Annotated in this window: 23 protein-coding genes; 1 reads left to right on the top strand and 22 read right to left on the bottom strand. The window is 34.5% G+C overall.

Annotated features, from left to right (window positions below; genetic code table 11):
* Window positions 1-38: 38 nt before the first annotated feature.
* From CBF36_RS03805 to CBF36_RS03790, 4 genes are all read right to left on the bottom strand, one after another.
* Entirely contained in the window at window positions 39-278 is a 240-nt protein-coding gene (locus CBF36_RS03805) for a hypothetical protein (RefSeq protein WP_125956771.1), read from the bottom strand.
* 149 nt (window positions 279-427) lie between these two features.
* Complete coding sequence (locus CBF36_RS03800; protein ID WP_125956769.1) at window positions 428-796, bottom strand: hypothetical protein; 369 nt, start codon at window positions 794-796, stop codon at window positions 428-430.
* Window positions 797-820: 24 nt separating this feature from the next.
* Window positions 821-1,378 (bottom strand): helix-turn-helix domain-containing protein, encoded by a 558-nt coding sequence (locus tag CBF36_RS03795; protein ID WP_125956767.1) that lies wholly within the window; start codon window positions 1,376-1,378, stop codon window positions 821-823.
* 971 nt (window positions 1,379-2,349) lie between these two features.
* Window positions 2,350-2,754, bottom strand: coding sequence for a hypothetical protein (locus CBF36_RS03790; RefSeq protein ID WP_125956765.1), 405 nt, complete (start codon window positions 2,752-2,754; stop codon window positions 2,350-2,352).
* A gap of 631 nt (window positions 2,755-3,385) precedes the next feature.
* Here CBF36_RS03790 and CBF36_RS03785 point away from each other — a divergent pair.
* Entirely contained in the window at window positions 3,386-3,916 is a 531-nt protein-coding gene (locus CBF36_RS03785) for a hypothetical protein (protein ID WP_125956763.1), read from the top strand.
* A 667-nt stretch (window positions 3,917-4,583) separates the two neighbouring features.
* Here the strand turns inward: CBF36_RS03785 and CBF36_RS03780 are convergent.
* From CBF36_RS03780 to pyk, 18 genes are all read right to left on the bottom strand, one after another.
* Window positions 4,584-5,582, bottom strand: a complete 999-nt coding sequence (locus CBF36_RS03780) for a tyrosine-type recombinase/integrase (RefSeq protein ID WP_125956761.1) — start codon at window positions 5,580-5,582, stop codon at window positions 4,584-4,586.
* Between the two features lie 190 nt (window positions 5,583-5,772).
* The gene (locus CBF36_RS03775) at window positions 5,773-6,108 is read right to left on the bottom strand and encodes a metal-sulfur cluster assembly factor (RefSeq protein WP_416340690.1); all 336 of its coding nucleotides are present in this window, start codon (window positions 6,106-6,108) and stop codon (window positions 5,773-5,775) included.
* 84 nt (window positions 6,109-6,192) lie between these two features.
* Window positions 6,193-6,981, bottom strand: a complete 789-nt coding sequence (gene accA / locus CBF36_RS03770; protein ID WP_125956757.1) for an acetyl-CoA carboxylase carboxyl transferase subunit alpha — start codon at window positions 6,979-6,981, stop codon at window positions 6,193-6,195.
* A complete protein-coding gene (gene accD, locus CBF36_RS03765; RefSeq protein ID WP_125956755.1) occupies window positions 6,974-7,840 on the bottom strand; it encodes an acetyl-CoA carboxylase, carboxyltransferase subunit beta in 867 nt (288 codons plus the stop codon). Before accD ends, accA begins: the two co-directional genes overlap by 8 nt.
* 20 nt (window positions 7,841-7,860) lie before the next feature.
* Entirely contained in the window at window positions 7,861-9,222 is a 1,362-nt protein-coding gene (locus CBF36_RS03760; protein ID WP_125956753.1) for an acetyl-CoA carboxylase biotin carboxylase subunit, read from the bottom strand.
* Window positions 9,223-9,225: 3 nt separating this feature from the next.
* The gene (fabZ, locus tag CBF36_RS03755; RefSeq protein WP_117972911.1) at window positions 9,226-9,654 is read right to left on the bottom strand and encodes a 3-hydroxyacyl-ACP dehydratase FabZ; all 429 of its coding nucleotides are present in this window, start codon (window positions 9,652-9,654) and stop codon (window positions 9,226-9,228) included.
* Between the two features lie 12 nt (window positions 9,655-9,666).
* Window positions 9,667-10,137 (bottom strand): acetyl-CoA carboxylase biotin carboxyl carrier protein, encoded by a 471-nt coding sequence (gene accB / locus CBF36_RS03750; RefSeq protein WP_165865372.1) that lies wholly within the window; start codon window positions 10,135-10,137, stop codon window positions 9,667-9,669.
* Between the two features lies 1 nt (window position 10,138).
* Window positions 10,139-11,377, bottom strand: coding sequence for a beta-ketoacyl-ACP synthase II (gene fabF / locus CBF36_RS03745; protein WP_125956750.1), 1,239 nt, complete (start codon window positions 11,375-11,377; stop codon window positions 10,139-10,141).
* A gap of 10 nt (window positions 11,378-11,387) precedes the next feature.
* Complete coding sequence (gene fabG / locus CBF36_RS03740; protein ID WP_125956748.1) at window positions 11,388-12,122, bottom strand: 3-oxoacyl-[acyl-carrier-protein] reductase; 735 nt, start codon at window positions 12,120-12,122, stop codon at window positions 11,388-11,390.
* The gene (fabD, locus tag CBF36_RS03735; RefSeq protein WP_125956747.1) at window positions 12,123-13,067 is read right to left on the bottom strand and encodes an ACP S-malonyltransferase; all 945 of its coding nucleotides are present in this window, start codon (window positions 13,065-13,067) and stop codon (window positions 12,123-12,125) included.
* 3 nt (window positions 13,068-13,070) lie between these two features.
* Window positions 13,071-14,045 (bottom strand): enoyl-[acyl-carrier-protein] reductase FabK, encoded by a 975-nt coding sequence (gene fabK / locus CBF36_RS03730; protein WP_125956745.1) that lies wholly within the window; start codon window positions 14,043-14,045, stop codon window positions 13,071-13,073.
* 67 nt (window positions 14,046-14,112) lie between these two features.
* A complete protein-coding gene (locus tag CBF36_RS03725; protein ID WP_125956743.1) occupies window positions 14,113-14,358 on the bottom strand; it encodes an acyl carrier protein in 246 nt (81 codons plus the stop codon).
* A gap of 20 nt (window positions 14,359-14,378) precedes the next feature.
* The gene (locus CBF36_RS03720; protein ID WP_125956741.1) at window positions 14,379-15,347 is read right to left on the bottom strand and encodes a beta-ketoacyl-ACP synthase III; all 969 of its coding nucleotides are present in this window, start codon (window positions 15,345-15,347) and stop codon (window positions 14,379-14,381) included.
* An 18-nt stretch (window positions 15,348-15,365) separates the two neighbouring features.
* Window positions 15,366-15,806: a fatty acid biosynthesis transcriptional regulator FabT gene (gene fabT / locus CBF36_RS03715; protein WP_117972919.1), complete on the bottom strand. Its 441-nt coding sequence runs from the start codon at window positions 15,804-15,806 to the stop codon at window positions 15,366-15,368.
* A 220-nt stretch (window positions 15,807-16,026) separates the two neighbouring features.
* Window positions 16,027-16,935 carry a YitT family protein gene (locus tag CBF36_RS03710; protein ID WP_243637968.1) on the bottom strand — a complete coding sequence of 303 codons (909 nt, stop codon included), beginning with the start codon at window positions 16,933-16,935 and terminating at the stop codon, window positions 16,027-16,029.
* Between the two features lie 31 nt (window positions 16,936-16,966).
* The gene (locus CBF36_RS03705; protein ID WP_125956739.1) at window positions 16,967-17,713 is read right to left on the bottom strand and encodes an NADPH-dependent oxidoreductase; all 747 of its coding nucleotides are present in this window, start codon (window positions 17,711-17,713) and stop codon (window positions 16,967-16,969) included.
* A gap of 170 nt (window positions 17,714-17,883) precedes the next feature.
* The gene (locus tag CBF36_RS03700; protein ID WP_125956737.1) at window positions 17,884-19,044 is read right to left on the bottom strand and encodes an MFS transporter; all 1,161 of its coding nucleotides are present in this window, start codon (window positions 19,042-19,044) and stop codon (window positions 17,884-17,886) included.
* A 171-nt stretch (window positions 19,045-19,215) separates the two neighbouring features.
* A complete protein-coding gene (pyk, locus tag CBF36_RS03695; protein WP_125956735.1) occupies window positions 19,216-20,970 on the bottom strand; it encodes a pyruvate kinase in 1,755 nt (584 codons plus the stop codon).
* Between the last annotated feature and the right edge of the window lie 2 nt (window positions 20,971-20,972).

The raw sequence follows: 20,972 nt of genomic DNA, 5'->3' as shown, positions 1-20,972 counted from the left end.
TTACTTGTTACTGTCTTTGTGTTGTTCTGCTATTTCTGTTATTTCTTGCCTTGCTTGTTCCATTCTTTTTTCTGGTTTGCTTTTATTTCATCTTCATGCTCAGTTAAAAATCTTTTCATAGTGTTAAAGGATATTCCCAGTCTCTTAATAATTTTTGAATAAGGGACTTTACATGTGTTTTTTAAAAAATAAACAGTTTCTGCCACTTCATAATCTGTCTGTTTCTTGGGACAATAGGTATCTAAAAGTTTACTGTGTTGATTATCTTTTTTGCTCATCATGTACCTCCTAATATTTTGAATTGGTTGATTAATTAAGACCATGTCTCACTCTTTCATATATAGGTGCTATGTCATGACAGATATTCAAGTAATAAGTTTCTAATTTGAAATATTTATTTAAAAAAACATCTAAAAATAAATAGGTCTCACAATCCACTTTCAATTATTAGATTTCTAACTCTTTCCTGATCCTCTTGTGTTGCAAAGCCATGAAACTTATTTAAATCATCTATAGACAATCTGCCATACAAAACATCCTCTGCCTGCTTTAGACTACTTGTAACAAATACAATATTCTCACCATGAATATCAGCCATAAGCTCTTTATAAAATATTTCAAAATCTTCTAAAGTTGGTTTAGTGATTGATTTAAGTGCTTGTATTTCTTCCTTTGTCAGATAAGGAACTGCTTTACTTGTATCTATGATTGCAAACATATCTCCCTGAGTTTTTCTGATTGTCCAGCCACTAGCTTTTTTATTTAGTACATCATCTTTCCAATTATCTTCACCCATTATTTAACCTCTTTCTCTTAATAATTAAATCATTTCAATGACTGCATCAGGATTAAAAAAATACACAGACTTTTCTACATTTCTGTATCCTCTTTCTTTTACAATAGTCAGTAGCTTATGTCCTGCTATTCTTATCTGTCCCAAATCTGCTGTGGCTTTTCCTATTGATGATCTTCCCAAGCCAGTAATCTCTTGTAATAGTCTCTGGCTTGGGAATGCCTTACCCTCTGCATCCATATAACTTGCAATTGCCATTAAAACAGTGAAGTTTCTAGCCCCAATCATTCCACCTTTTTCAATTCCCTCAGGTACTAATTCCTTGATAATTCCAGCTCTGACTTGATTAGCTGAGAAATGAATGAATACATCTTTGTAGACATCATCATTGTTATTCAGGAACTCAACTGGCTCTGATTTAACTAGCATTGGCATATCTTCAACATAGTTAGTTATCTTTTTTGTAGTATTGGCAATGTATTTGTACTCAGGTTGATGTAACTTCTGCATTTCAGATTGTTGTAATTCTTTAACAAACTGCTCTCTTGTTATTTTTCTGATTAATTGCTTTTTATTTTCACTCATTTTTAACTCCTTTTCTTACTCTAGTTTTCTAGTAATTTTGTCTTATACTTATACATAGTCTTTTTATTTGCTTGTGTGACAGATATATAAAATCTTTTTAAATAAAGTTTTCTTGATGCACTATTATGTTTACTGGTTTAACTAAAACTGTTTTAGGCATAAAAAAAGAGCATTGGAAGGAGTTCCAACACTAATAAGCAACTGTTAAATTCTCACATACACTTAAAAAGCTATTATTTGCTTTCTAAGAGCTTTTATTTTATTTCACATGTATTTATATTAAATAAACAATAAAACACCTTAAACAGCATTATATGGATAATTAGAACTATTGTAGACTAGGACAGTAACTGCAACTCTAGTAAACCAGTTTAAACAAGCTCATAACTCTAGTAAACATACATTGACTGCCCAACTGGTCAACTACTCATCTGCTCATCTGTCAACAATCATCCCTGTGAGTTTCTGTTGTAACTCTGTAGTTACAGTATATACAGTAATACTGTATTACAGTAATATATAGTTAGACAGATATAAGCAAGTACTTAAGGGTTATCTATCAAACATATAGTGTTGTAAACCTTGTTATAATAGTATTTACTGTTTTAAAAATAGTAAGTAATAAAATATGTCCATGAATGGACCAACTTAAATAAAAACATTAGTACTTAATTTTTATATAACAGTGTATAGATAATCAGATAATCAGTTACTCAGTGTATAGGCTGTTGAAAAAAGAATAAAAATAAAAAGAATTACATCCTTGCCCCTGCCTGCCAGTTTGCCATTCAATTTTAACTTTTATATCTTTCTGTTGATCCTTTTATAAAATGTTTTAACTAGTAATCTTTTTAACTGTTTTAAAGTGTATTTTTCATTATATTTTAATTAGAATTATCCAGTGATTTATGTAAAAAAGACCACAAAAAAAAGAGCTGTCCACCAGTCATGAACAACTCTGTATTACTCATTTAATTGTAAACCTCAAATAAATCTACAGGAACATTAATGGCAGCATCTGCAGTTATCTGTTTAAACAACCTATCTGCTACCTCTGCTTTACTATTCCATTTTAACTCAGACATTAAACATTCAAATTCTGTTATAACTTTGCCATTCTCTTCTTTTATACTATCTGTCTTGAACTCTGCCTCTATGTCATAAACATTACTATCTTCACAATGTTTAGCTAATACAATATTTATTCCCAATACCTGTCTATCACCATACTTTTCTTTATTGCTTGTTAACTCTTTATAGTCCTGATAAAAAGCATCTACTACCTCTTTTAACTCAGCATATTCATCTATACCATTTTCTATATCACCAAATAAAACCTTTACATTATTAAATACTTTTTCATTCTCTGTAATCATTAATCAATCTCTCCTAATTCTGCTTTTATTTTTTCTTTATCACAAAATAAGTATATCAAATTTTTAGAAAAAACACAAGAATTTTATGAGCAAATTATCTAATATATGCATTTTTATATATAAATAAAATACAATATAAATGTTAACTGTATAAGAAAACTTACACAGCTGTGTAAGAAATATTATATAGTTGTATAACCAATATAAATATTTTAAGTAGAAAATCACTATCTAAACAACTCACATACTCATGTATCCAGTACCTTATAATTGTCTATAAAAACCAGTCAACTACTGACCAAATACATATATGCCATTTAAATTTTTATACAAAAAAAAGACTACATATAACCAGTAAAAACTGATTTAATGTAAGTCAATGAATAAGCAATGCATTCCCACCCTAAACATGCAGAAACCAGTTTACAGCTTTTGTGATAAAGAATAAACAGATAGCACCCAACCAATAACACAGAGCTTATTTATATTTAACTATAACATTTCATTTATATTCAAACAAGATTTCAATCTTACATATGTATTATATAAATAACAGTATTACTGTTTAATAATTATATACATTAGTGGTATAATAACAATGAAAACACTTTACTAAATGGAGGAGAAAGCATTGAATAAAATAACAAAACTATCTGCAATCAGCCTATTATCTTTAATTTTATTGGCAGGTTGTTCTGGTAAATCAGATAAAGAAACAAAAGAAAGTTCTTCTGAAAAAGTTGAAACTATTGAGAAAGACACTACAGAGAAAGAAACTGTCAAAAAAGAAACATTTAAGCCAGAGGATGTAGATGGAGGTACATTTAATATTGGTAGTCCATCTGGAAACACTGCTGATGGAGATGAAATCATTATTTTCTATAAGAAAGATACTTTTGGACAAGGTCTTTCACTATATGTTGAGGGGTTTGATGGTTCAAAACTGACACATATTTTTGTAGATGGAAAAGAAATTGATACAGAACAATTCTCACATAATCAAACAGATGTTATCCTTGACTCAGATGAACTTGGAAAGAGATCAGAAGAACTTACAGAAGGAGAACACACTATACAACTTGTTCAATTCTCTGAGCAAGATGACTCATCTTCAGAGCCTGCAGTTGTTAAAACTCAACACTATACAGTAAAAGATAAATAGTTTTAAGAGTCTATTAATTTAGGCTCTTTTTTATTATCTGTAAATCACAACAGATACACATACATCATTGTAATACTGTTTCAAGTCTTGCTTGCAAGGCTTTTAGGCAGACTCTACCCTAAGAACAGCAAAAACTGTCTTAAAACACTAGTTTTAGTATAGACTAACTGCTTTTTACTCTCTCACCTTGCCCTTGAGAAACCAAACTGTACCACCTTGAGATTATTTCAGGACCTACTGTCCAAAGCAGTCAAGACTTTAAAAACACTGCTTGGGTATAGATACAGTTGGAAAAGCAGCCCACAAAAGGACTCCTTCCTTGCACTTTTTAACAGACTGGCAGCATTCTCCAGGGGGTATGAGTCAGACATAACTGTCATAAATCTAACTCCCTACTAGTTTTTTTGCATCAGTCCTGTAGCAGACTCACTTTCAATGAAATGTAACTCACTGGTTACTGTTATTTCTTTCAGCCCATGAAAGTCCAAATAGGAGGCTGACCAGTCTACCTATATCTTGATAAAAGTTTCCTAACTCTTTATAATGGTAGTGTACTGGTTTATTTTGTTATTCCAGTAAATGACTGGTTTATTCAATTAAACTCTGGGTAAAACTGTCAAACTTGACTCCTGCTGTAACAGGAGTCTTTTTTATGCCTTTAATTAATCTAGTTTTTCTTTATACTTAAATTCATGAGTGGACTTTTCTCAAGCCCTCTTTTTAAAACCTTTTTAGAACTGATTGATTTTAAATAAGTTTCTGTTGTCTTTATTGATGAGTGTCCTAACAGTGTCTGTAGATCATAGACATTAGCTCCTAAATCAAGTTGTTTTTGAGTAAAGTAATGTCTAAAAGTGTGAGGACTCATTCTGATACTGTTATCACAGCCTGCATTCTGTCCTATTTTTGTTACAATTCTTTCTGCCATATCAACTGATAATCTATTGCCATCCTTATTAACAAATACATAATCTTGAACACTTATATCTTCCTTACTATTGAAATACAGTTGCTTTGCTCTCTCATATTTCATTCTTTGTTTAGTAATCTTTGGGGAACAGTAAACAACTCTGTCTTTCTTGCCTTTTCCATTGATTACATATACAGCTTTAGATGTTAAATTCTTGTTTGATAGGTTCATCAACTCACCTACCCTAAGTCCTGTATCAATTAACAAGAGAACCATTAGCAAGTCCCTTTCTGCTATAAACAAAGAATATGCTCCTCTTTTACCAGTAAGTTTTTTTCTTCTATCTCTGACTTTCTGTTCTGAATAATTAATCATTTTAATAATGTCCTCATCTGACCATGCTCTGATAATTCTCTTTTGCTCTTTCATCCACTTAACTCTCAATGTAGGATTTTGCTCTGCAGTAATGTAACATTCACCCTCTGCATACTTACACAATGCCCTGATACATCTTAGAAAGACATTGACATAAGACTCAGCTGCCCCTTCATTCTTTTTATAGATCATGAACTGTTTTATATGAACTGGCTGTAACTCTCTTAAACTTGTTACAGAGTACTCACTGTCTAAATATCTAAAGAACATAAGTAAAAACTTTCTATTCTTTTTAACTGTTTTGTCTGTAAGTCCTCTTGCTTTGTCTGTTATTTCCATTTCTAGTAACAGGTCAGCAAGTAAAATATCTGTATATAACACAAAAAAGACCTCCTTTACATTTTTACATGTAGAGAAAGTCTTTCTTTTATATAACTGTTGCCTCTGAGTACCCTCATAACCATCTGTAATTCAGAAAGTGTCTGAGATACCTGAGTAACTGTTAAAAATATTCTGTTCTATACTGATTAGATTACTGATAAAAACCTGTTAAAACACTGTTATATCAGCCTTATCTTATCCCTAAAGAAATTCTGGCATATCTGCTCATTCTATCAGTTGTCCAGGCAGGATACCAAACTAGTTTAACTTCTAGTTTTTTGATTTCATCTATATCACTTAATGCATCATGGATTTGTTCAGTAATGACATCTGCCAATGGACATCCCATCGTTGTTAAGGTCATTTTAATCTCACAATAACCCTCTTCATCTAAATTCACTTCATAAATCAATCCTAAATTAACAATATCTATCCCAAGCTCTGGGTCAATAACTGTTTCAAGAGCAGCAATAATATCTTCTTGTACAGCACTCAATTCTTCATCTGTCCATTTTGATTCACTCATACTCATTCTTACCCCCTCAATATAAACTCACTTTTATATTAACCGAGAAATGAATGTTTGTAAATGACTTAGATAATGCCTTTATTAAAATTTTCTAAATCGTTCATAGCGTTGATCTTGCAGTTCTGAAACGGAACATGTTTTATAATAATCAAGTTGCTTTAAGATTTCTTGCTTTAACTGACCTATTAATTGAGCATTTGATAACTCACCTATCTCATCTGTTTCTTTTATTATTTTATCAATTACTCCTAACCTCTTTAAGTCAGGAGCGGTTAATTTCATTATTTCAGCAGCTTCTGAAGCGCGACTGCTGTCTTTCCAAAGTATTGACGCAAACCCTTCAGGTGATAAAATCGAATAAATGCTATTCTCTAGCATCCATACATCATTGGCTACAGCTAATGCTAATGCACCACCACTACCGCCTTCGCCTGTTAAAATTGACAGGATAGGCACTTGGAGTTGGCTCATTTCATATAAATTTTTGGCAATAGCTTCACCTTCACCTCTTTCTTCTGCTTCAATTCCACAAAAAGCTCCGGGTGTATTGACTAATGTCATAATAGGACGCTTAAATTTTTCTGCCTGTTTCATTAATCTAAGTGCTTTTCGATACCCTTCAGGTGTTGGTGAGCCAAATTTTGTTTGGACATTTTCCTCTAATGTTTGACCTTTTTGGATTCCGATAACTGTCACCGGTATTTTTTCAATGAATCCTATACCACCTACAATGGCTTTATCATCACCATAGTATCGATCTCCGTGACATTCGATAAATCCATCAACTAATCCATCTATCAACTCACGTGTTGTTAGTCGTTTACTATCTCGTGCTAATTGAACAATATCACTGGCTGTTTTTTTAGTCACACATTTCACCACCTTGATGCAAATGTAATAGTTGTGATAACACAGATTTGAGATGTTGTCGTTTCACAATTTTATCGACAAAGCCATGTTCTAATAAAAATTCAGCTCGTTGAAAATCATCTGGCAATGTTTGACGAATGGTTTGCTCAATGACACGTCGGCCTGCAAAACCAATCAACGCTTGCGGCTCTGCTAAAATAATATCTCCTTGCATAGCAAAACTTGCTGTCACACCACCTGTTGTGGGATCTGTGAGAACTGTCATATAAAGTAATCCTTCTTCACTATGCCGTTTGACAGCACCAGATATTTTAGCCATCTGCATGAGAGAAATGATTCCTTCTTGCATGCGTGCACCACCAGACGCTGTAAAGATGATAACTGGTTGTTTATCTTTTGTTGCTTTTTCAAATAAACGAGTGATTTTTTCTCCAACAATATGGCTCATGCTCCCCATTATAAATCGACTATCCATGACACCAATCATCACTTTTTGTTGATTAATTTGTCCTATTCCTGTCACAACAGCTTCATCTAATCCGGTTTTTTCTTTCGCTTGCTTTAGCTTTTCTTCATAACCAGGAAACTCAATCTGATTTTTAAAAGGTAAATTTGTATCCATCTCTTCAAATGTTCCCTCATCTAAAATCATATTTAATCGACTATAAGCATCTAATCTGAAGCAATAACCACAATGATGACACGTTCGTTCTTGACCTAATTCTTTTTGATGAAGTGCTTTGGCACAATTTGGGCATTTTTCCCATACACCATCAGGGACATGAGGTTTGTCACTCGATTTAGTTTCTTTTTTTACAGGAGTGATTCGTATATAATCTCTTTTTTTAAATAATCCCATACTTATCCTCCTTTTGCATGTTACTCACTAGACCAATTTGGCAAAAAAGTCGTTTGTAAAAATGAGGTATCATACTCACCTTTTACAACAGACGGATGGGTCAATAAATCAATTTGAAACAGCTGATTTGTTGTCACACCTTCTACCACCAATTCTAATAAAGCTCGATTCATTTTGAGTATGGCTTCCTCACGAGTCTTTCCATGTACAATAATTTTCGCAATCATAGAGTCGTAAAATGGTGGAATTGTATAACCCTGATACATCGCACTGTCAACTCTTAAACCTAAACATCCAGAAGGTAAAAATAACGTTGAAACAGTACCAGGCGATGGCGCAAAATTAAATGCTGGATTTTCCGCATTTAGGCGACACTCAATGGCATGACCTGTCAACTGAATATCTTTCTGTTTTAGTAGTAAAGGTTGATTCGCTGCAATTTTTAATTGCCATTTAACAATATCTACTCCTGTAATCATTTCTGTCACAGGGTGTTCTACTTGAATTCGTGTGTTCATTTCCATAAAATAAAACTCATTGTATTCGTCTACTAAAAATTCAATCGTTCCAGCATTTTGATAGTTCACAGCTTTCGCCGCTTTTATCGCTGTTTCACCAATTGCTTGTCTCAATTGATCTGTTAAGGAATGGGCAGGGGCTTCTTCTAAGACTTTTTGATTATTTCTTTGAAGCGAACAATCTCGCTCCCCTAAATGAATCACATGTCCAAAATGATCACCCAATATTTGAACCTCAATGTGTTTTGCTGGATAAATAATTTTTTCAATATACATGTCACCATTACCAAATGCTGCTAAGGCTTCTTTTTGGGCAGATGAAAAATGAGTGGCTAACTCCTCTTCACTCATCACTTTACGAATCCCTTTTCCACCACCGCCTGCTGCGGCTTTTAGCATCAGAGGGTAACCAATTTTTTTGGCGATTTTTTTTGCTTCCTCTATTGAGTCTATAGCACCATTACTACCGGGTATGACAGGGACTTGCGCTTCAATCATCAGTCTTCTTGCGTTCACTTTATTTCCCATCTCATCAATTGTCTTCGCTTTTGGACCGATAAAAGTAATTTGACATTCTTCGCACATCTCTGCAAACAAGCTATTCTCTGCCAAAAAACCAAATCCAGGATGAATGGCTTGAGCACCTGTTATAACGGCAGCGCTTAAAATATTATGCATATTAAGATAAGAATCTGTTGCTTTAGCTGGACCAATACAAATGGCTTCATCAGCTAACGCCACATGAAGAGCCTCTTTATCCGCTTCAGAATAAATGGCAACTGTTTTTATTTCAAGTTCTTGACAAGCACGAATAATCCGAACAGCGATTTCTCCACGGTTTGCTATTAGTACTTTTTCAAACATCTTTTATGCTCCTATAATAAAGGTCATCAACGCTTGACAAACAACTTTATCTTCGACTTTTGCCGTTGCTTTTCCTATGCCAATATTCCCTTTTTGTTTAATGATTTCCATTTCCATGATTAATACATCACCTGGTACAACTTTTTGACGGAATTTTACTTTGTCTATTCCTCCTAAGTAACCAGTTTTCCCTTGAAATTCTTCACTTTTTAATAAAGGAATAGATCCAGTTTGTGCTAGTGCTTCTAAAATCAATACGCCAGGCATTACTGGCTCACCAGGAAAATGTCCAGGGAAAAAGTGTTCATTGTAGGTCACATTTTTTACTGCTTTGACGTATTTTCCAGGTTCTAGTTCCAATACTCTATCAACCATCATGATTGGGTAACGATTTGGAATGATTTCCATAATTTCTTGTACATTTAATTGCATGTGTTCTTCCTCCTAAGAAATTCTAAATAATGGTTGACCAAATTCAATAATTTGCTCATTTTCCACAAATATTTCTGATATAGTTCCTGACGTATCACTCACGACATCATTCATAATCTTCATGGCTTCAATAATACATAGCGTGTCACCAACAGATACACTGTCTCCGACTGATACAAAAGATGGTTTTCCAGGTTCACTTGACGTGTAAATGACTCCAACAATTGGTGAGGTGATAATTTTTCCATCTAATGGTTCACTTTCTATATCAGTAGGATTTTCTTTCGTTGAAACTGATTTTATCTCTTCTACACTATCCATCGTTTCTTCTTTCAATACTTTGGATAACGTTTGAGGTTCATTAGAATGATTGACTTCATTTTTACTCAAATAGAGAGATAACCCTTCTACAGTGACGTTCATTTCACGAATGTCACTCTGTTCAAATTGACTCACTAATTCTTTAACCGATTCAATACTCACACTACTCACCCCGCCACTTTTTCATCGCGATAACAGCATTATGCCCACCAAAACCTAGTGAGTTACTTAATGTATAGTTAACAGGTACGTTACGTTTTTTGTTTGGCACGTAATCTAAATCACACGCTTCATCTACTTCTTCTAACCCAATAGTTGGTGGAATAGTGTCAGTCATTAATGCACCCAAGCAAGCTAACGCTTCAACTGCTCCAGCAGCTCCTAATAAATGCCCCACCATGCTTTTAGTACTCGATACAGGTGTAGTATAAGCAGATTCTTTCATGGCATATTTTATCGCCGTTGTTTCTGCCCCATCATTTGTTGGTGTACTTGTTCCATGAGCATTGATATAACTCACATCTTCTGGTGTAATCCCTGCTTCTTCCATAGCTAATATCATACATTTTCCAGCGCCAGAACCATCACTACTTGGACTAGTGATATGATTTGCATCGCAATTGGAGCCATATCCAACAACTTCTCCATATATTTTAGCGCCTCGTTTTTTCGCATGGTCTAATTCTTCCAATACTAAAACAGCACTACCTTCTCCCATGACAAACCCATTTCGCTCTTTATCAAAAGGAATTGACGCTCGTTCTGGATTATCTGAATTTGATAAAGCGGTCAATGCGGCAAACCCAGAGATACCTATCTCACAAATGGTTGCCTCTGACCCTCCAGCTAAAATAATGTCAGAATAACCATGTTTGATATTTCTAAATGCCTCACCAATCGCATTGGTTGAAGAAGCACACGCTGTGACGATTGACGTACAAATTCCTTTTGCTCCTACTTTTATGGCAATATTTCCTGCTGCCATATTACTAATTGCCATCGGAACAAAAAATGGTGCCACTCGCTTTGGTCCTTTTGTATGCATTCGAATAACTTGATCTTCAATCGTTTTCATCCCACCGATTCCTGAGCTGACGATAACGCCAAATCGATCTGCATTAATCTCATCAATATTAATCTTACTATCAGCAACTGCTTGCTTAGCTGCTGAGATACCATAAACAGAAAACATATCCATTCGTTTGGTTTCTTTTTTTTCCATATAAAGAGTGGGATCAAAATCCTTTACTTCAGCAGCAACGTGAATCCCTGTCTCTGATGCATCAAATTTAGTAATAGGAGCAATCCCATTTTTCCCTGCTTGAATATTTGTCAAAAATTCTTGCGCTGTATTTCCAATTGGCGTCACGGCACCAATTCCTGTCACAACTACTCGTCTCATGAAATTCCTCCTAACCGTTCATTACCATGCCACCATCAACATTAATCACTTGTCCAGTGATGTATGACTGACTGGCTAAAAATAGAGCTGTGTCTGCAATATCATCTGTTTTCCCTAATCGTTTTAACGGAATATGAGATAGCGTTGTTTCTTTTATTTTGTCGGATAAACGATCCGTCATATCTGTTTCAATAAATCCTGGTGCAATTGCATTACACGTAATACCTCGAGCTGCCAATTCTTTGGCTGTTGATTTTGTTAATCCGATAATGCCTGCTTTACTCGCTGCATAATTTGCTTGTCCAGCATTACCAATTTCTCCAATGACACTCGACATATTAATGATGGTACCGAAACGTTGTTTTAGCATTAATTTTGACACATGATGAATGGTATTGAATGTTCCTTTTAAGTTAACAGACACCACTTCATCAAACATCTCTTCTGTCATTCTCATTAATAAGGTATCTCTTGTTATTCCGGCATTATTAATTAAAACATCCACACGTCCAAATCGATTATGTGCTTCATCAATTAATTTTTTAGCCTCGTCAAATTCTTGTACATCCCCAATCACAACATGCGTTTCTACATGCAATGATTCTATTTTTTCAATCAGATCATGAGGTATGTCTTTTCTTGCATTTAATACAATGTTTGCCCCTTCTTTTGCAAAACAAATCGCTAGTTGCCTCCCAATCCCTCGTGAACTTCCTGTAATCACAACTGTTTTTCCTTTAAACATCTAGTACCCCCATTTCATCAACTTTTTGCCAAGTTGATTCAGTGTTTTTATATTTTCAACATTTTGTACGTTTAACGTACTCTCACTTGCTCGAATAAAATGACTTAATGTTTTACCTGGACCTAACTCGATTAAGTTTTCAACTGATTCTCGTTTAAATGTATGGGCTGTTTCTTCCCAATAGACAGGCGACATCATTTGGTGTGTCAAATTTTCTTTAATATCAACCGTATCAGGTAATACATCCCCTGTAACATTTGTGATTAAAGGAATGCTAGGAGCGGAAAAATTTATCTGTTGCAACGCTTCAAAAAATGTTTCTGCTGCCTGTGTCATTAATGGTGTATGAAATGGACCACTCACATTAAGACGAACAACCTTTTTAGCGCCAGACTCACTTAATTGCTTTTCTGCCTCTGTTACAGCTAACGTATCTCCTGCAACCACAATCTGTTGTGGCATATTATAATTCACAGGTAACACTATGTGGTTTAATTGCGTAATCGACTGACAAATCGCTTCAACTGTTTCTCTATCTAATCCAATTACAGCACTCATGGCCCCTCGACCTTCTTTTACAGCTGATGCCATCAAATCACCTCGTTTGAAAACTAACGCCACCGCATCAGAAAAAGAAAGTGACTGATTTTCTACCAGAGCACTATACTCACCTAAACTAAGACCTGCCACCATAGAAGCTGCTATGCCAAATTCTTGTTTAACAACAGCTGACGTGGCACAACTCATGGTTAAAATCGCTGGTTGTGTGTATTTTGTCAGATGTAGCTGATCATTTTCTTCAAACAATAACTGAGCCATATCAAATGATAAGACATCACTAGCACACTCAACATGCTCCTTAAATATCGGAAATTCATCATATAATTCTTTTCCCATACCAATATATTGACTACCTTGACCACTAAACATAAATCCGATTGTCATAATTTACTCCTTATCCAATATCCATTCAGTGTAACGATTTTTCAAAACATCCTGTGTTTCAGTTATGAGCTCTTGAATAATTTCTTCACACGTTTGCTCATCTGTTTTAATCATGCCGGCAATTTGGCCTGCCATCATGGAACTATTTTTTATATCCCCATCAATGACCGCTCGTTTTAAAGCGCCCTTACCTAGATCTTCCAATCGATCAAAATCAGGTTGTTCTTTACCACCTTCAAAGCGTTCTGCTTTTTCAAATGTTTGAGTCAATTTATTTCGAAGCCCTCTAACTGGATGACCTGTTAGCATTCCTGTCACAACGGTATCTATATCTTTCGCTTTAACTACTTTTGTTTTAAAATTATCATGTGCAATGGATTCTTTTGATACTAAAAATCTAGTTCCAAGTTGAACAGCTTGTGCGCCAAGCATTAATGCTGCTGCAACGCCTCGTCCATCCCCAATTCCTCCTGCAGCGATAACCGGGATACTAACTGCGTCAGCTACTTGTGGAACTAGCGTCATGGTCGTAGATTTCCCGATATGTCCGCCACCTTCCATTCCTTCAACCACAACCGCATCTGCTCCTTCTTTTTGCATACGTTTAGCTTGTGCCACTGACGCAACAACTGGTATCACGATAATGCCTGCTTCTTTAAAACGTTTCATGTATTTACCTGGTGAACCTGCACCTGTTGTAATCACTTTTACTCGCTCTTCAATCACTAAGTCAACGATGTCTTCAACAAATGGAGACATTAACATGATATTAACTCCAAATGTTTTATCAGTTAGCGTTCTTGCCGCTTGAATTTTTTCTTGAATCACCTCTTTGGGTGCATGGCCTGATGCAATCAAACCTAAGCCACCTGCATTAGAAACTGCACTAGCTAATTTTTCTTCAGCCACCCAAGCCATTGCTCCTTGAATGATGGGATAATCTATATCTAAAAGTTGACAAATTGTCGATTGTTTCATCGATTCACCTCTTTTTTGGTTTTAAAAAAATAGCTATCGGCTAATAACAGCCAATGCTATTTATGTCTTATTTATTTGCAGTAATTTGTTTGTCAACGAAATTAACTAAGTCTTGAACCGTTGTTAATCCTTCATCTGTTTCAATCTTGACGTCATACTCTTCAAAAGCATCTTCAATATCATTTAAAATTTGGAATAAATCTAAACTATCTGCATCTAATTCTTCTCTAAAGTTTGTTGTTAATTGTACTTCTTCTTCCTCTTTCCCTAATTGATCCACAATAATTTCCTGAATTTTTTCAAATGTTGTCATAGTTGTTTCCTCCAATAAATTTATAATTTAATTAATAGACTTCCCCAAGTAAGACCTGCACCGTATCCTGTTAATAAGCACAATGAGTTACCAGATAGTGTCACTATTTTTTTATTCACCACATCATCCAATAAAATAGGAATAGATGCAGCTGACGTGTTACCAAATTGTGCCACGTTAGTTAAAAATTTTTCCTTCTTGATTCCCGTTTTTTTCGAAAGAGCTAAAAGAATACGATAATTGGCTTGATGAGCTAATACAAAATCAATCTCGTCAGATGTCTTATTATTGGTTTCTAAAATCTGTACCATATTTTTCGAGACATCCCTTAATGCAAAATCAAAAATTTGTTTCCCATTCATTGTCAAATAAGGCTGTCCAGTTACATTACTAAAACGATTTTGTTTTATATTACTATGGCCATATAAAGCACTTGATCTGCGACCGTCTGCTTGGATCAATTCTCCTATAAAACTAGGTGTATCGGATGTTTTTTCTATTAAAACACCACCTGATCCATCGCCAAACAATACCGCTGTTTGTCTATCTGACCAATCAACTAGCCGACTCATCACATCTGTTCCTATCACAAGAGCACGTTGTATATGTTCTCCTGACAAATAGTTATTTGCCACTGATAAGGCATAAATAAATCCAGAGCAAGCAGCATTAATGTCAAAACAAAGTGCTTGGTACGCCCCAATACTCTCTTGTACTAGACACGCAACAGATGGTGTTGACATATCAGCTGACATTGTCGCAACGATAATTAAATCAATTGAGTTAGCATCAATATCTTTTACTAATTTTCTTGCTACCTCAATACTTAATGATGTTGTCGTTTCTTCTACAGCAATACGTCGCTCTTTAATTCCTGTTCGTTGCTCAATCCACTCATCACTAGTTTCTAAAAATATTTCTAGCTCTTTATTCGTGACTTTCTTTTTCGGTAATGCTTTCGCTGTTTTTGTTATCTTAGGATATAGCATCACTTACTCCCTACTTACTTAATAATATTTTTTTAAAAAATGATGCAAGCTACTAAGGCCTTTAACCAATGCTTTTTTTTCTTCCTCAGACATATCCTCTAGCACTGCTTCAACCATTTTTTTATGGAAATGCTGATGGACGCGATAAAATAATCGACCCCTATTTGTTAATTTTAATCGAACAATGCGGCGATCACTTTCACTTCTCACACGATCAACATAACCTTTTTTCACCAAATTATTGATTGCAACAGTCAATGTTCCGACGGTTATTGACAATTCTTTTGCTACTTCACCTGTTGTTTTGTTTCCACCCATACCAATGGCTTCTATGGTATGCATTTCTTTAATTGATAAATCAGAAAAATCACTCTTTTTTAGTTCAGTTTCTTCAATGGTTAAAATGTCATTAAATACTTTGACTAATTGCGAATTGACAATCGTAATTTTCTCATCCATATGCTTGCCTCTTCCTTTAATTGTTTGATAATCAAAGTATATGGGTAAAAAAAAGAAAAAGCAATGTGAAATAGTTTGATAATCAAATGATTTGATAATCAAAGTATATGGAATAGTTTTATAAAATGCAAGCTTTTTTTTATAAAATTTCTATTTCATCACTTAATTATCGTGCTAAACATTGATATAATAAGATTTTTAAATATAAAAAAAGAGAGGTTTATAACCCCTCCACTCTGGATGCTCTAATTTTCTTTTGATCATCTTCACTCCAAAATTGTCCGAAAACTGTTTGAGTTGGAATAATATTAATAAAGGCTTTATCATCTGCATTATAGACGGCCTGTTCTAAATCATATAATTCATAGCGAGTCACAACCATCATAATAACCGAAACGTCTTTACGTGAAAATACTCCAGTTCCTGGTAACAAAGTCATGCCACGTACAATTGATTGTTGAACAGAAAAAATAACTTCTTCCGTTCTATTTGTCATAATAAAAGCTGTCACTTTTTGATGACTTGTATGTATTTTATCCACTACTTGCGTTGTACAAAAAATTGAAATAATAGTATATAATGCTGATTCCCAACTAAATAAGAATCCAGCAGCTGCAATAATGAACAGATTAATAATAAACATCAATGAGCCTACTGTTCGACCAGTTGTCTTTGATAAAACTAAAGAGACAATATCCATACCACCAGTACTAAATCCATATTTCATCGTAAGTCCAATAGCTAACCCAGACAATACCCCACCAATGATTGCATTCATTAAAGGATTATCTGTCACTTGTACAACAGGAATAACGATGGTCATCACAGATACAGACAAAACCGTTAACAAACTTAAAATAGTAGCTGAACGACCTAATTTTATCCAACCTAAAATAGCAATTGGGATGTTTAATATAAAAATCCAAACCCCTGTCCCAATATTTATATTAAAAGCTTTAGCTAAAACACCAGAAATTAATTGCGATATCCCGTTTACGCCGACTGAAAAAACATCAGCGGGAATCAAAAACATATTTAATCCAACAGCGATGGCTAAACCGGCAATAATAATAATTAGCCCTTGCTTAATTGCTTCATTTTTACGATATGCTTCAGTAATATTTCCCAAACGAACTGCCTCCCTTTATTTCATCCTTAAATTATTCTGTCATAAACCCTTGATTTTCAATGTCTGATTTTACTCTTAATCGTTTCACAGGTTTTCTATTCATCCCTTGTGTAATCTGATGAGTAAATGAGTCAATACGTGTATTAGCATCACGTAAATCGTAGTAAGTCGTGACAACATCATCGTATTCTTTTAACTTATCCACATAATTGTCAAATGTTTGATAACGTTCTTCAAAAAACATCATCTCTTTTGGTAAACGTGGTTTCAACTGCGGCTCTTGATCTTTATAACCAATAGCTAGACCAAGAACAGCAAAGGTTAATTCTGGTAATTCTAATAATTCTTTTACTGCCTCATTATCATTTAAAATACTTCCTAAAAAGACAGTACCAAGATCTAAACTTTCTGCAGCTAAATTAACATTTTGTGCAGCTAAAATAGCGTCGGTCATTGCAACCATGTAACGATCCATATTGTGTAGGACAGTTGTCTCTTGATTATTTTCTGTCGCAATTTGTTTATTTCGATATTGATCTGCCACAAAAATAAATACATGGCTTGCTTCAGCCACATAAGGTTGATTACAAATAGTAGCCAATTTTGCTTTCTTTTCTTTTGATGTTAAACACACAATACTATATGACTGCATAAAATTGCTTGTTGCAGTATGTCGGGCAACGTCGACTAATGTTTCCACAATATCTTGCGGTAATTTTTCATCCTTAAACTTTCTAATACTTTTATGATTTAATTGTAAATTAATCACTTCATTCATCTTAAAACTTCCTTTCTAGAAAAATTTCATGTAACTAATCGTAGTATAACATTGGTCGGTTTAAAAATCATGATGAACAGGTTAGAATCCATAAAATAAAAGCAAGAGACTAGCTATCCCTTGCTTTTAACATATGTTTATTTAAAGTGTTTTATTTTTAATGTATTTACTTATTTTTCTGGTAATTCTTTTTTCCACATTAATGACAAAAAGCTAGTCAATAATAGTACTACAGCAGATACATAATACGGATAAAAGTGATTGATATCAAACAACATTCCAGATGCCATAGGACCTAATATATTCCCAAAACTTGTGAATGTTGAATTTAAGCCATTTACTGTTCCTTGTCTGTCACCAGCATGTTTTGATAAATAAGTTGTAATACCTGGTCGCAATAAATCAAAAGCTAAAAACACCACAAATGTTGATAATACAACGACCCACTTACTATCTGTAAAAGCAATGACACCAACAAATATAGCGCTCGCAAAAAAAGATACGCGAATCAAACCTACTTCACCAATTCTCTTAATGATTCCATCAAAAAATACCACTTGGCAAATTAAAGCCAATACACCACTAACTGTAATAATTGCAGCAATTTCTGATGTGCTAAAATTAAAATTAATCGTTGCCATAATACTATAGATGGATTCGAATGATTGCAAGCCAAATGACGAAATTAGAATCACAACAAACGGAAATGTAAAGATTGGATCTTTTAAAATATCCATGACTGACCCTTTTTCTGCAACTTGTCCATGAACCAACTGTTTTTCAGGCTCTTTTAAGATTAACATCGTCATAATAAATCCTACAAAAGATAAAAAAGCTGCTGCAAAAAATGGCACACGCATCCCAAAATGCGCTAAAAAGCCACCGACACCTGGTCCAATAATAAAGCCACCGCTTATGGCTGCAGAAACAAGCCCCATTGCTTTAGGTCGTTCCTCAAACGTTGTGACGTCTGCTACATATGCCGTCACTGATGGCATAATTAATGCTGCTGCAACACCACCTAATCCACGAGAGATATACAACCAACTAACAACTTGCCCCAAACCAAAAATGAGTTCAGATATAGCAAAGATTAACATACCAATTGCAATAATTAATTTTCGACCAACTTTATCTGATAAACTACCTGCAATGGGGGATACGATTAACTGTAAAACAGCAAAAACCGAAATCATCAATCCCATTGTTGAACCTGATAAATGCATGTCTTCTTTTAACATTGGCATAACTGGAATAACCAAACCTGCTCCCAAAAACACTAAAAATAGATTTGAAATGGCTAAATACATCATACTCTTTTTATTTGTCATACGTTTTCTCCTTTCCAAAAGTCTAATCTAGACCATTCTACACACCCCTATTAAAAAAAGCCATAGTTATTCTAAATATTTTTTTAACCCTCTTTTTATACACATAGACAAATAAAGAGCAGGAGTTAACAACTCCCACCCTTATTTGATTAAACAACATTATTTTGTTAATTAAACAGTTGTTTCGCCTTCATAGATGTATCCTTGACGTGGATCAACTGTTAAAACTGTTCCACTAGAAATAAGTGATGTTGCATTTTCCACTCCAACAACTACTGGAATATTTTCAGCAATGGCTACAACTGCAGCATGGCTAGTTAATCCACCATCTTCAACAATGATAGCTGAAGCTTTTGAAATAGCTGGCATATAATCTTTATCAGTTGTTTTGACAACTAAAATTGCGCCATCTTCCATTGATTTGTTTGCTTCATCAGCTGAAGAAGCTACAACAGCTTTAGCTGAGACAGCAGAGTCACCAATTCCTTGACCATTACATAATTTAGAACCAATTAACTGAATTTTCATTAAGTTAGTTGTTCCTCTTTCACCAATAGGAGCTCCTGCAGTGATAATAATTAAATCACCATCTTTAGAAAATCCTGTTTCTTTGGCTATTTTAGTTGCTAAACCAAACATATCATCAGTTGAATCTGGTTTAGTTGTAACAGTTGGGAATACTCCCCAGTTTAATGCTAAACTTCTTGCTACACGATCTGTAAATGTTGCAGCCACAATGTGAGCTTTTGGACGGTATTTAGAAATCATACGAGCTGTATGTCCTGATTCTGTCGCAGCGACAATTGTTTGAATATCTAAGTTTTTAGCTGTATGTCCAACTGCTTGACCAATTGACTCAGTCATATCAGTTTTTCTATGTAATTTAAGGGCGTATGCATCACGATCAGTTAAATCAGCTTCAGTACGAACAGCAATGTTTCTCATTGTTTTAACGGCTTCAATTGGGTATTCCCCAGCAGCTGTTTCACCAGATAACATAACTGCGTCAGTTCCATCATAAATCGCATTGGCCACGTCACTTGCTTCTGCACGTGTTGGACGAGGATTTTTTTGCATAGAATCTAACATTTGTGTTGCTGTAATAACTGGTTTTCCTAATGCATTACATTTTCTAATCATTTCTTTTTGTACAACTGGTACATTTTCAGTTGGAATTTCAACACCCATGTCACCACGAGCAACCATTAAACCACTAGATACTTTTAAGATATCATCTAAGTTATCAATACCTTCTTGGTTTTCGATTTTAGAAATAATTTGGATATGAGTTGCATTGTTTTGTTCTAAAATTTCTGTAATTTCTAATACATCACTTGGACGACGAACGAAACTTGCTGCGATAAAGTCAACATCGTTTTCAATACCAAAACGAATATCAGCCGCATCTTTTTCAGTGATACCAGGTAAGTTAATACTTACGTTTGGCACGTTAACACCTTTTTTGTTTTTCAATACGCCTTCGTTTAATACTTTTGTTACGATTTCTTTGTTAACTGAATCAATTTCAACAACTTCTAAGTCGATTAATCCATCATCTAAAAGGATGTGGCTTCCTACATGAACATCATCAATTAAACCTGGGTATGTAATTGAGAATTTTTCTTTTGTTCCTTCCACTTCGCTCATTGCAATGCGAACGATATCCCCAGTAGTTAATTCAACGATGCCATCTTTCATATTATGAGTACGAATTTCTGGACCTTTTGTATCTAGTAAAATCGCAATTGTTTTACCAGTAATTTTTGCGGCTTCACGAATGTTTTTAATACGTGCTCCGTGTTCTTCAAAATCTCCATGTGAGAAGTTCAAACGAGCGACGTTCATCCCTGAGTTCATTAATTCAACTAATGTGTCTAAAGATTCACTTGCTGGACCGATTGTACAAACAATTTTTGTTTTTTTCATGT

This window comes from Vagococcus bubulae (assembly GCF_003950315.1).
GTDB lineage: Bacteria > Bacillota > Bacilli > Lactobacillales > Vagococcaceae > Vagococcus > Vagococcus bubulae.
This window is presented reverse-complemented; position numbering and strand designations above follow the sequence as displayed.

Excerpts from the sequence above, each read along its gene's own strand:
- CBF36_RS03775 (WP_416340690.1), bottom strand. The coding sequence starts at position 6,108 with ATGAGTGAATCAAAATGGACAGATGAAGAATTGAGTGCTGTACAAGAA.
- pyk (WP_125956735.1), bottom strand. The coding sequence starts at position 20,970 with ATGAAAAAAACAAAAATTGTTTGTACAATCGGTCCAGCAAGTGAATCT.
- CBF36_RS03725 (WP_125956743.1), bottom strand. The coding sequence starts at position 14,358 with ATGACAACATTTGAAAAAATTCAGGAAATTATTGTGGATCAATTAGGG.
- CBF36_RS03800 (WP_125956769.1), bottom strand. The coding sequence starts at position 796 with ATGGGTGAAGATAATTGGAAAGATGATGTACTAAATAAAAAAGCTAGT.
- fabG (WP_125956748.1), bottom strand. The coding sequence starts at position 12,122 with ATGTTTAAAGGAAAAACAGTTGTGATTACAGGAAGTTCACGAGGGATT.
- fabF (WP_125956750.1), bottom strand. The coding sequence starts at position 11,377 with ATGAGACGAGTAGTTGTGACAGGAATTGGTGCCGTGACGCCAATTGGA.
- CBF36_RS03705 (WP_125956739.1), bottom strand. The coding sequence starts at position 17,713 with ATGAATGAAGTGATTAATTTACAATTAAATCATAAAAGTATTAGAAAG.
- fabT (WP_117972919.1), bottom strand. The coding sequence starts at position 15,806 with ATGGATGAGAAAATTACGATTGTCAATTCGCAATTAGTCAAAGTATTT.
- CBF36_RS03795 (WP_125956767.1), bottom strand. The coding sequence starts at position 1,378 with ATGAGTGAAAATAAAAAGCAATTAATCAGAAAAATAACAAGAGAGCAG.
- CBF36_RS03790 (WP_125956765.1), bottom strand. The coding sequence starts at position 2,754 with ATGATTACAGAGAATGAAAAAGTATTTAATAATGTAAAGGTTTTATTT.
- fabK (WP_125956745.1), bottom strand. The coding sequence starts at position 14,045 with ATGAAACAATCGACAATTTGTCAACTTTTAGATATAGATTATCCCATC.
- accD (WP_125956755.1), bottom strand. The coding sequence starts at position 7,840 with ATGGGATTATTTAAAAAAAGAGATTATATACGAATCACTCCTGTAAAA.
- fabZ (WP_117972911.1), bottom strand. The coding sequence starts at position 9,654 with ATGCAATTAAATGTACAAGAAATTATGGAAATCATTCCAAATCGTTAC.
- fabD (WP_125956747.1), bottom strand. The coding sequence starts at position 13,067 with ATGACAATCGGATTTATGTTTAGTGGTCAAGGTAGTCAATATATTGGT.
- CBF36_RS03720 (WP_125956741.1), bottom strand. The coding sequence starts at position 15,347 with ATGCTATATCCTAAGATAACAAAAACAGCGAAAGCATTACCGAAAAAG.
- CBF36_RS03760 (WP_125956753.1), bottom strand. The coding sequence starts at position 9,222 with ATGTTTGAAAAAGTACTAATAGCAAACCGTGGAGAAATCGCTGTTCGG.
- CBF36_RS03805 (WP_125956771.1), bottom strand. The coding sequence starts at position 278 with ATGAGCAAAAAAGATAATCAACACAGTAAACTTTTAGATACCTATTGT.
- CBF36_RS03700 (WP_125956737.1), bottom strand. The coding sequence starts at position 19,044 with ATGACAAATAAAAAGAGTATGATGTATTTAGCCATTTCAAATCTATTT.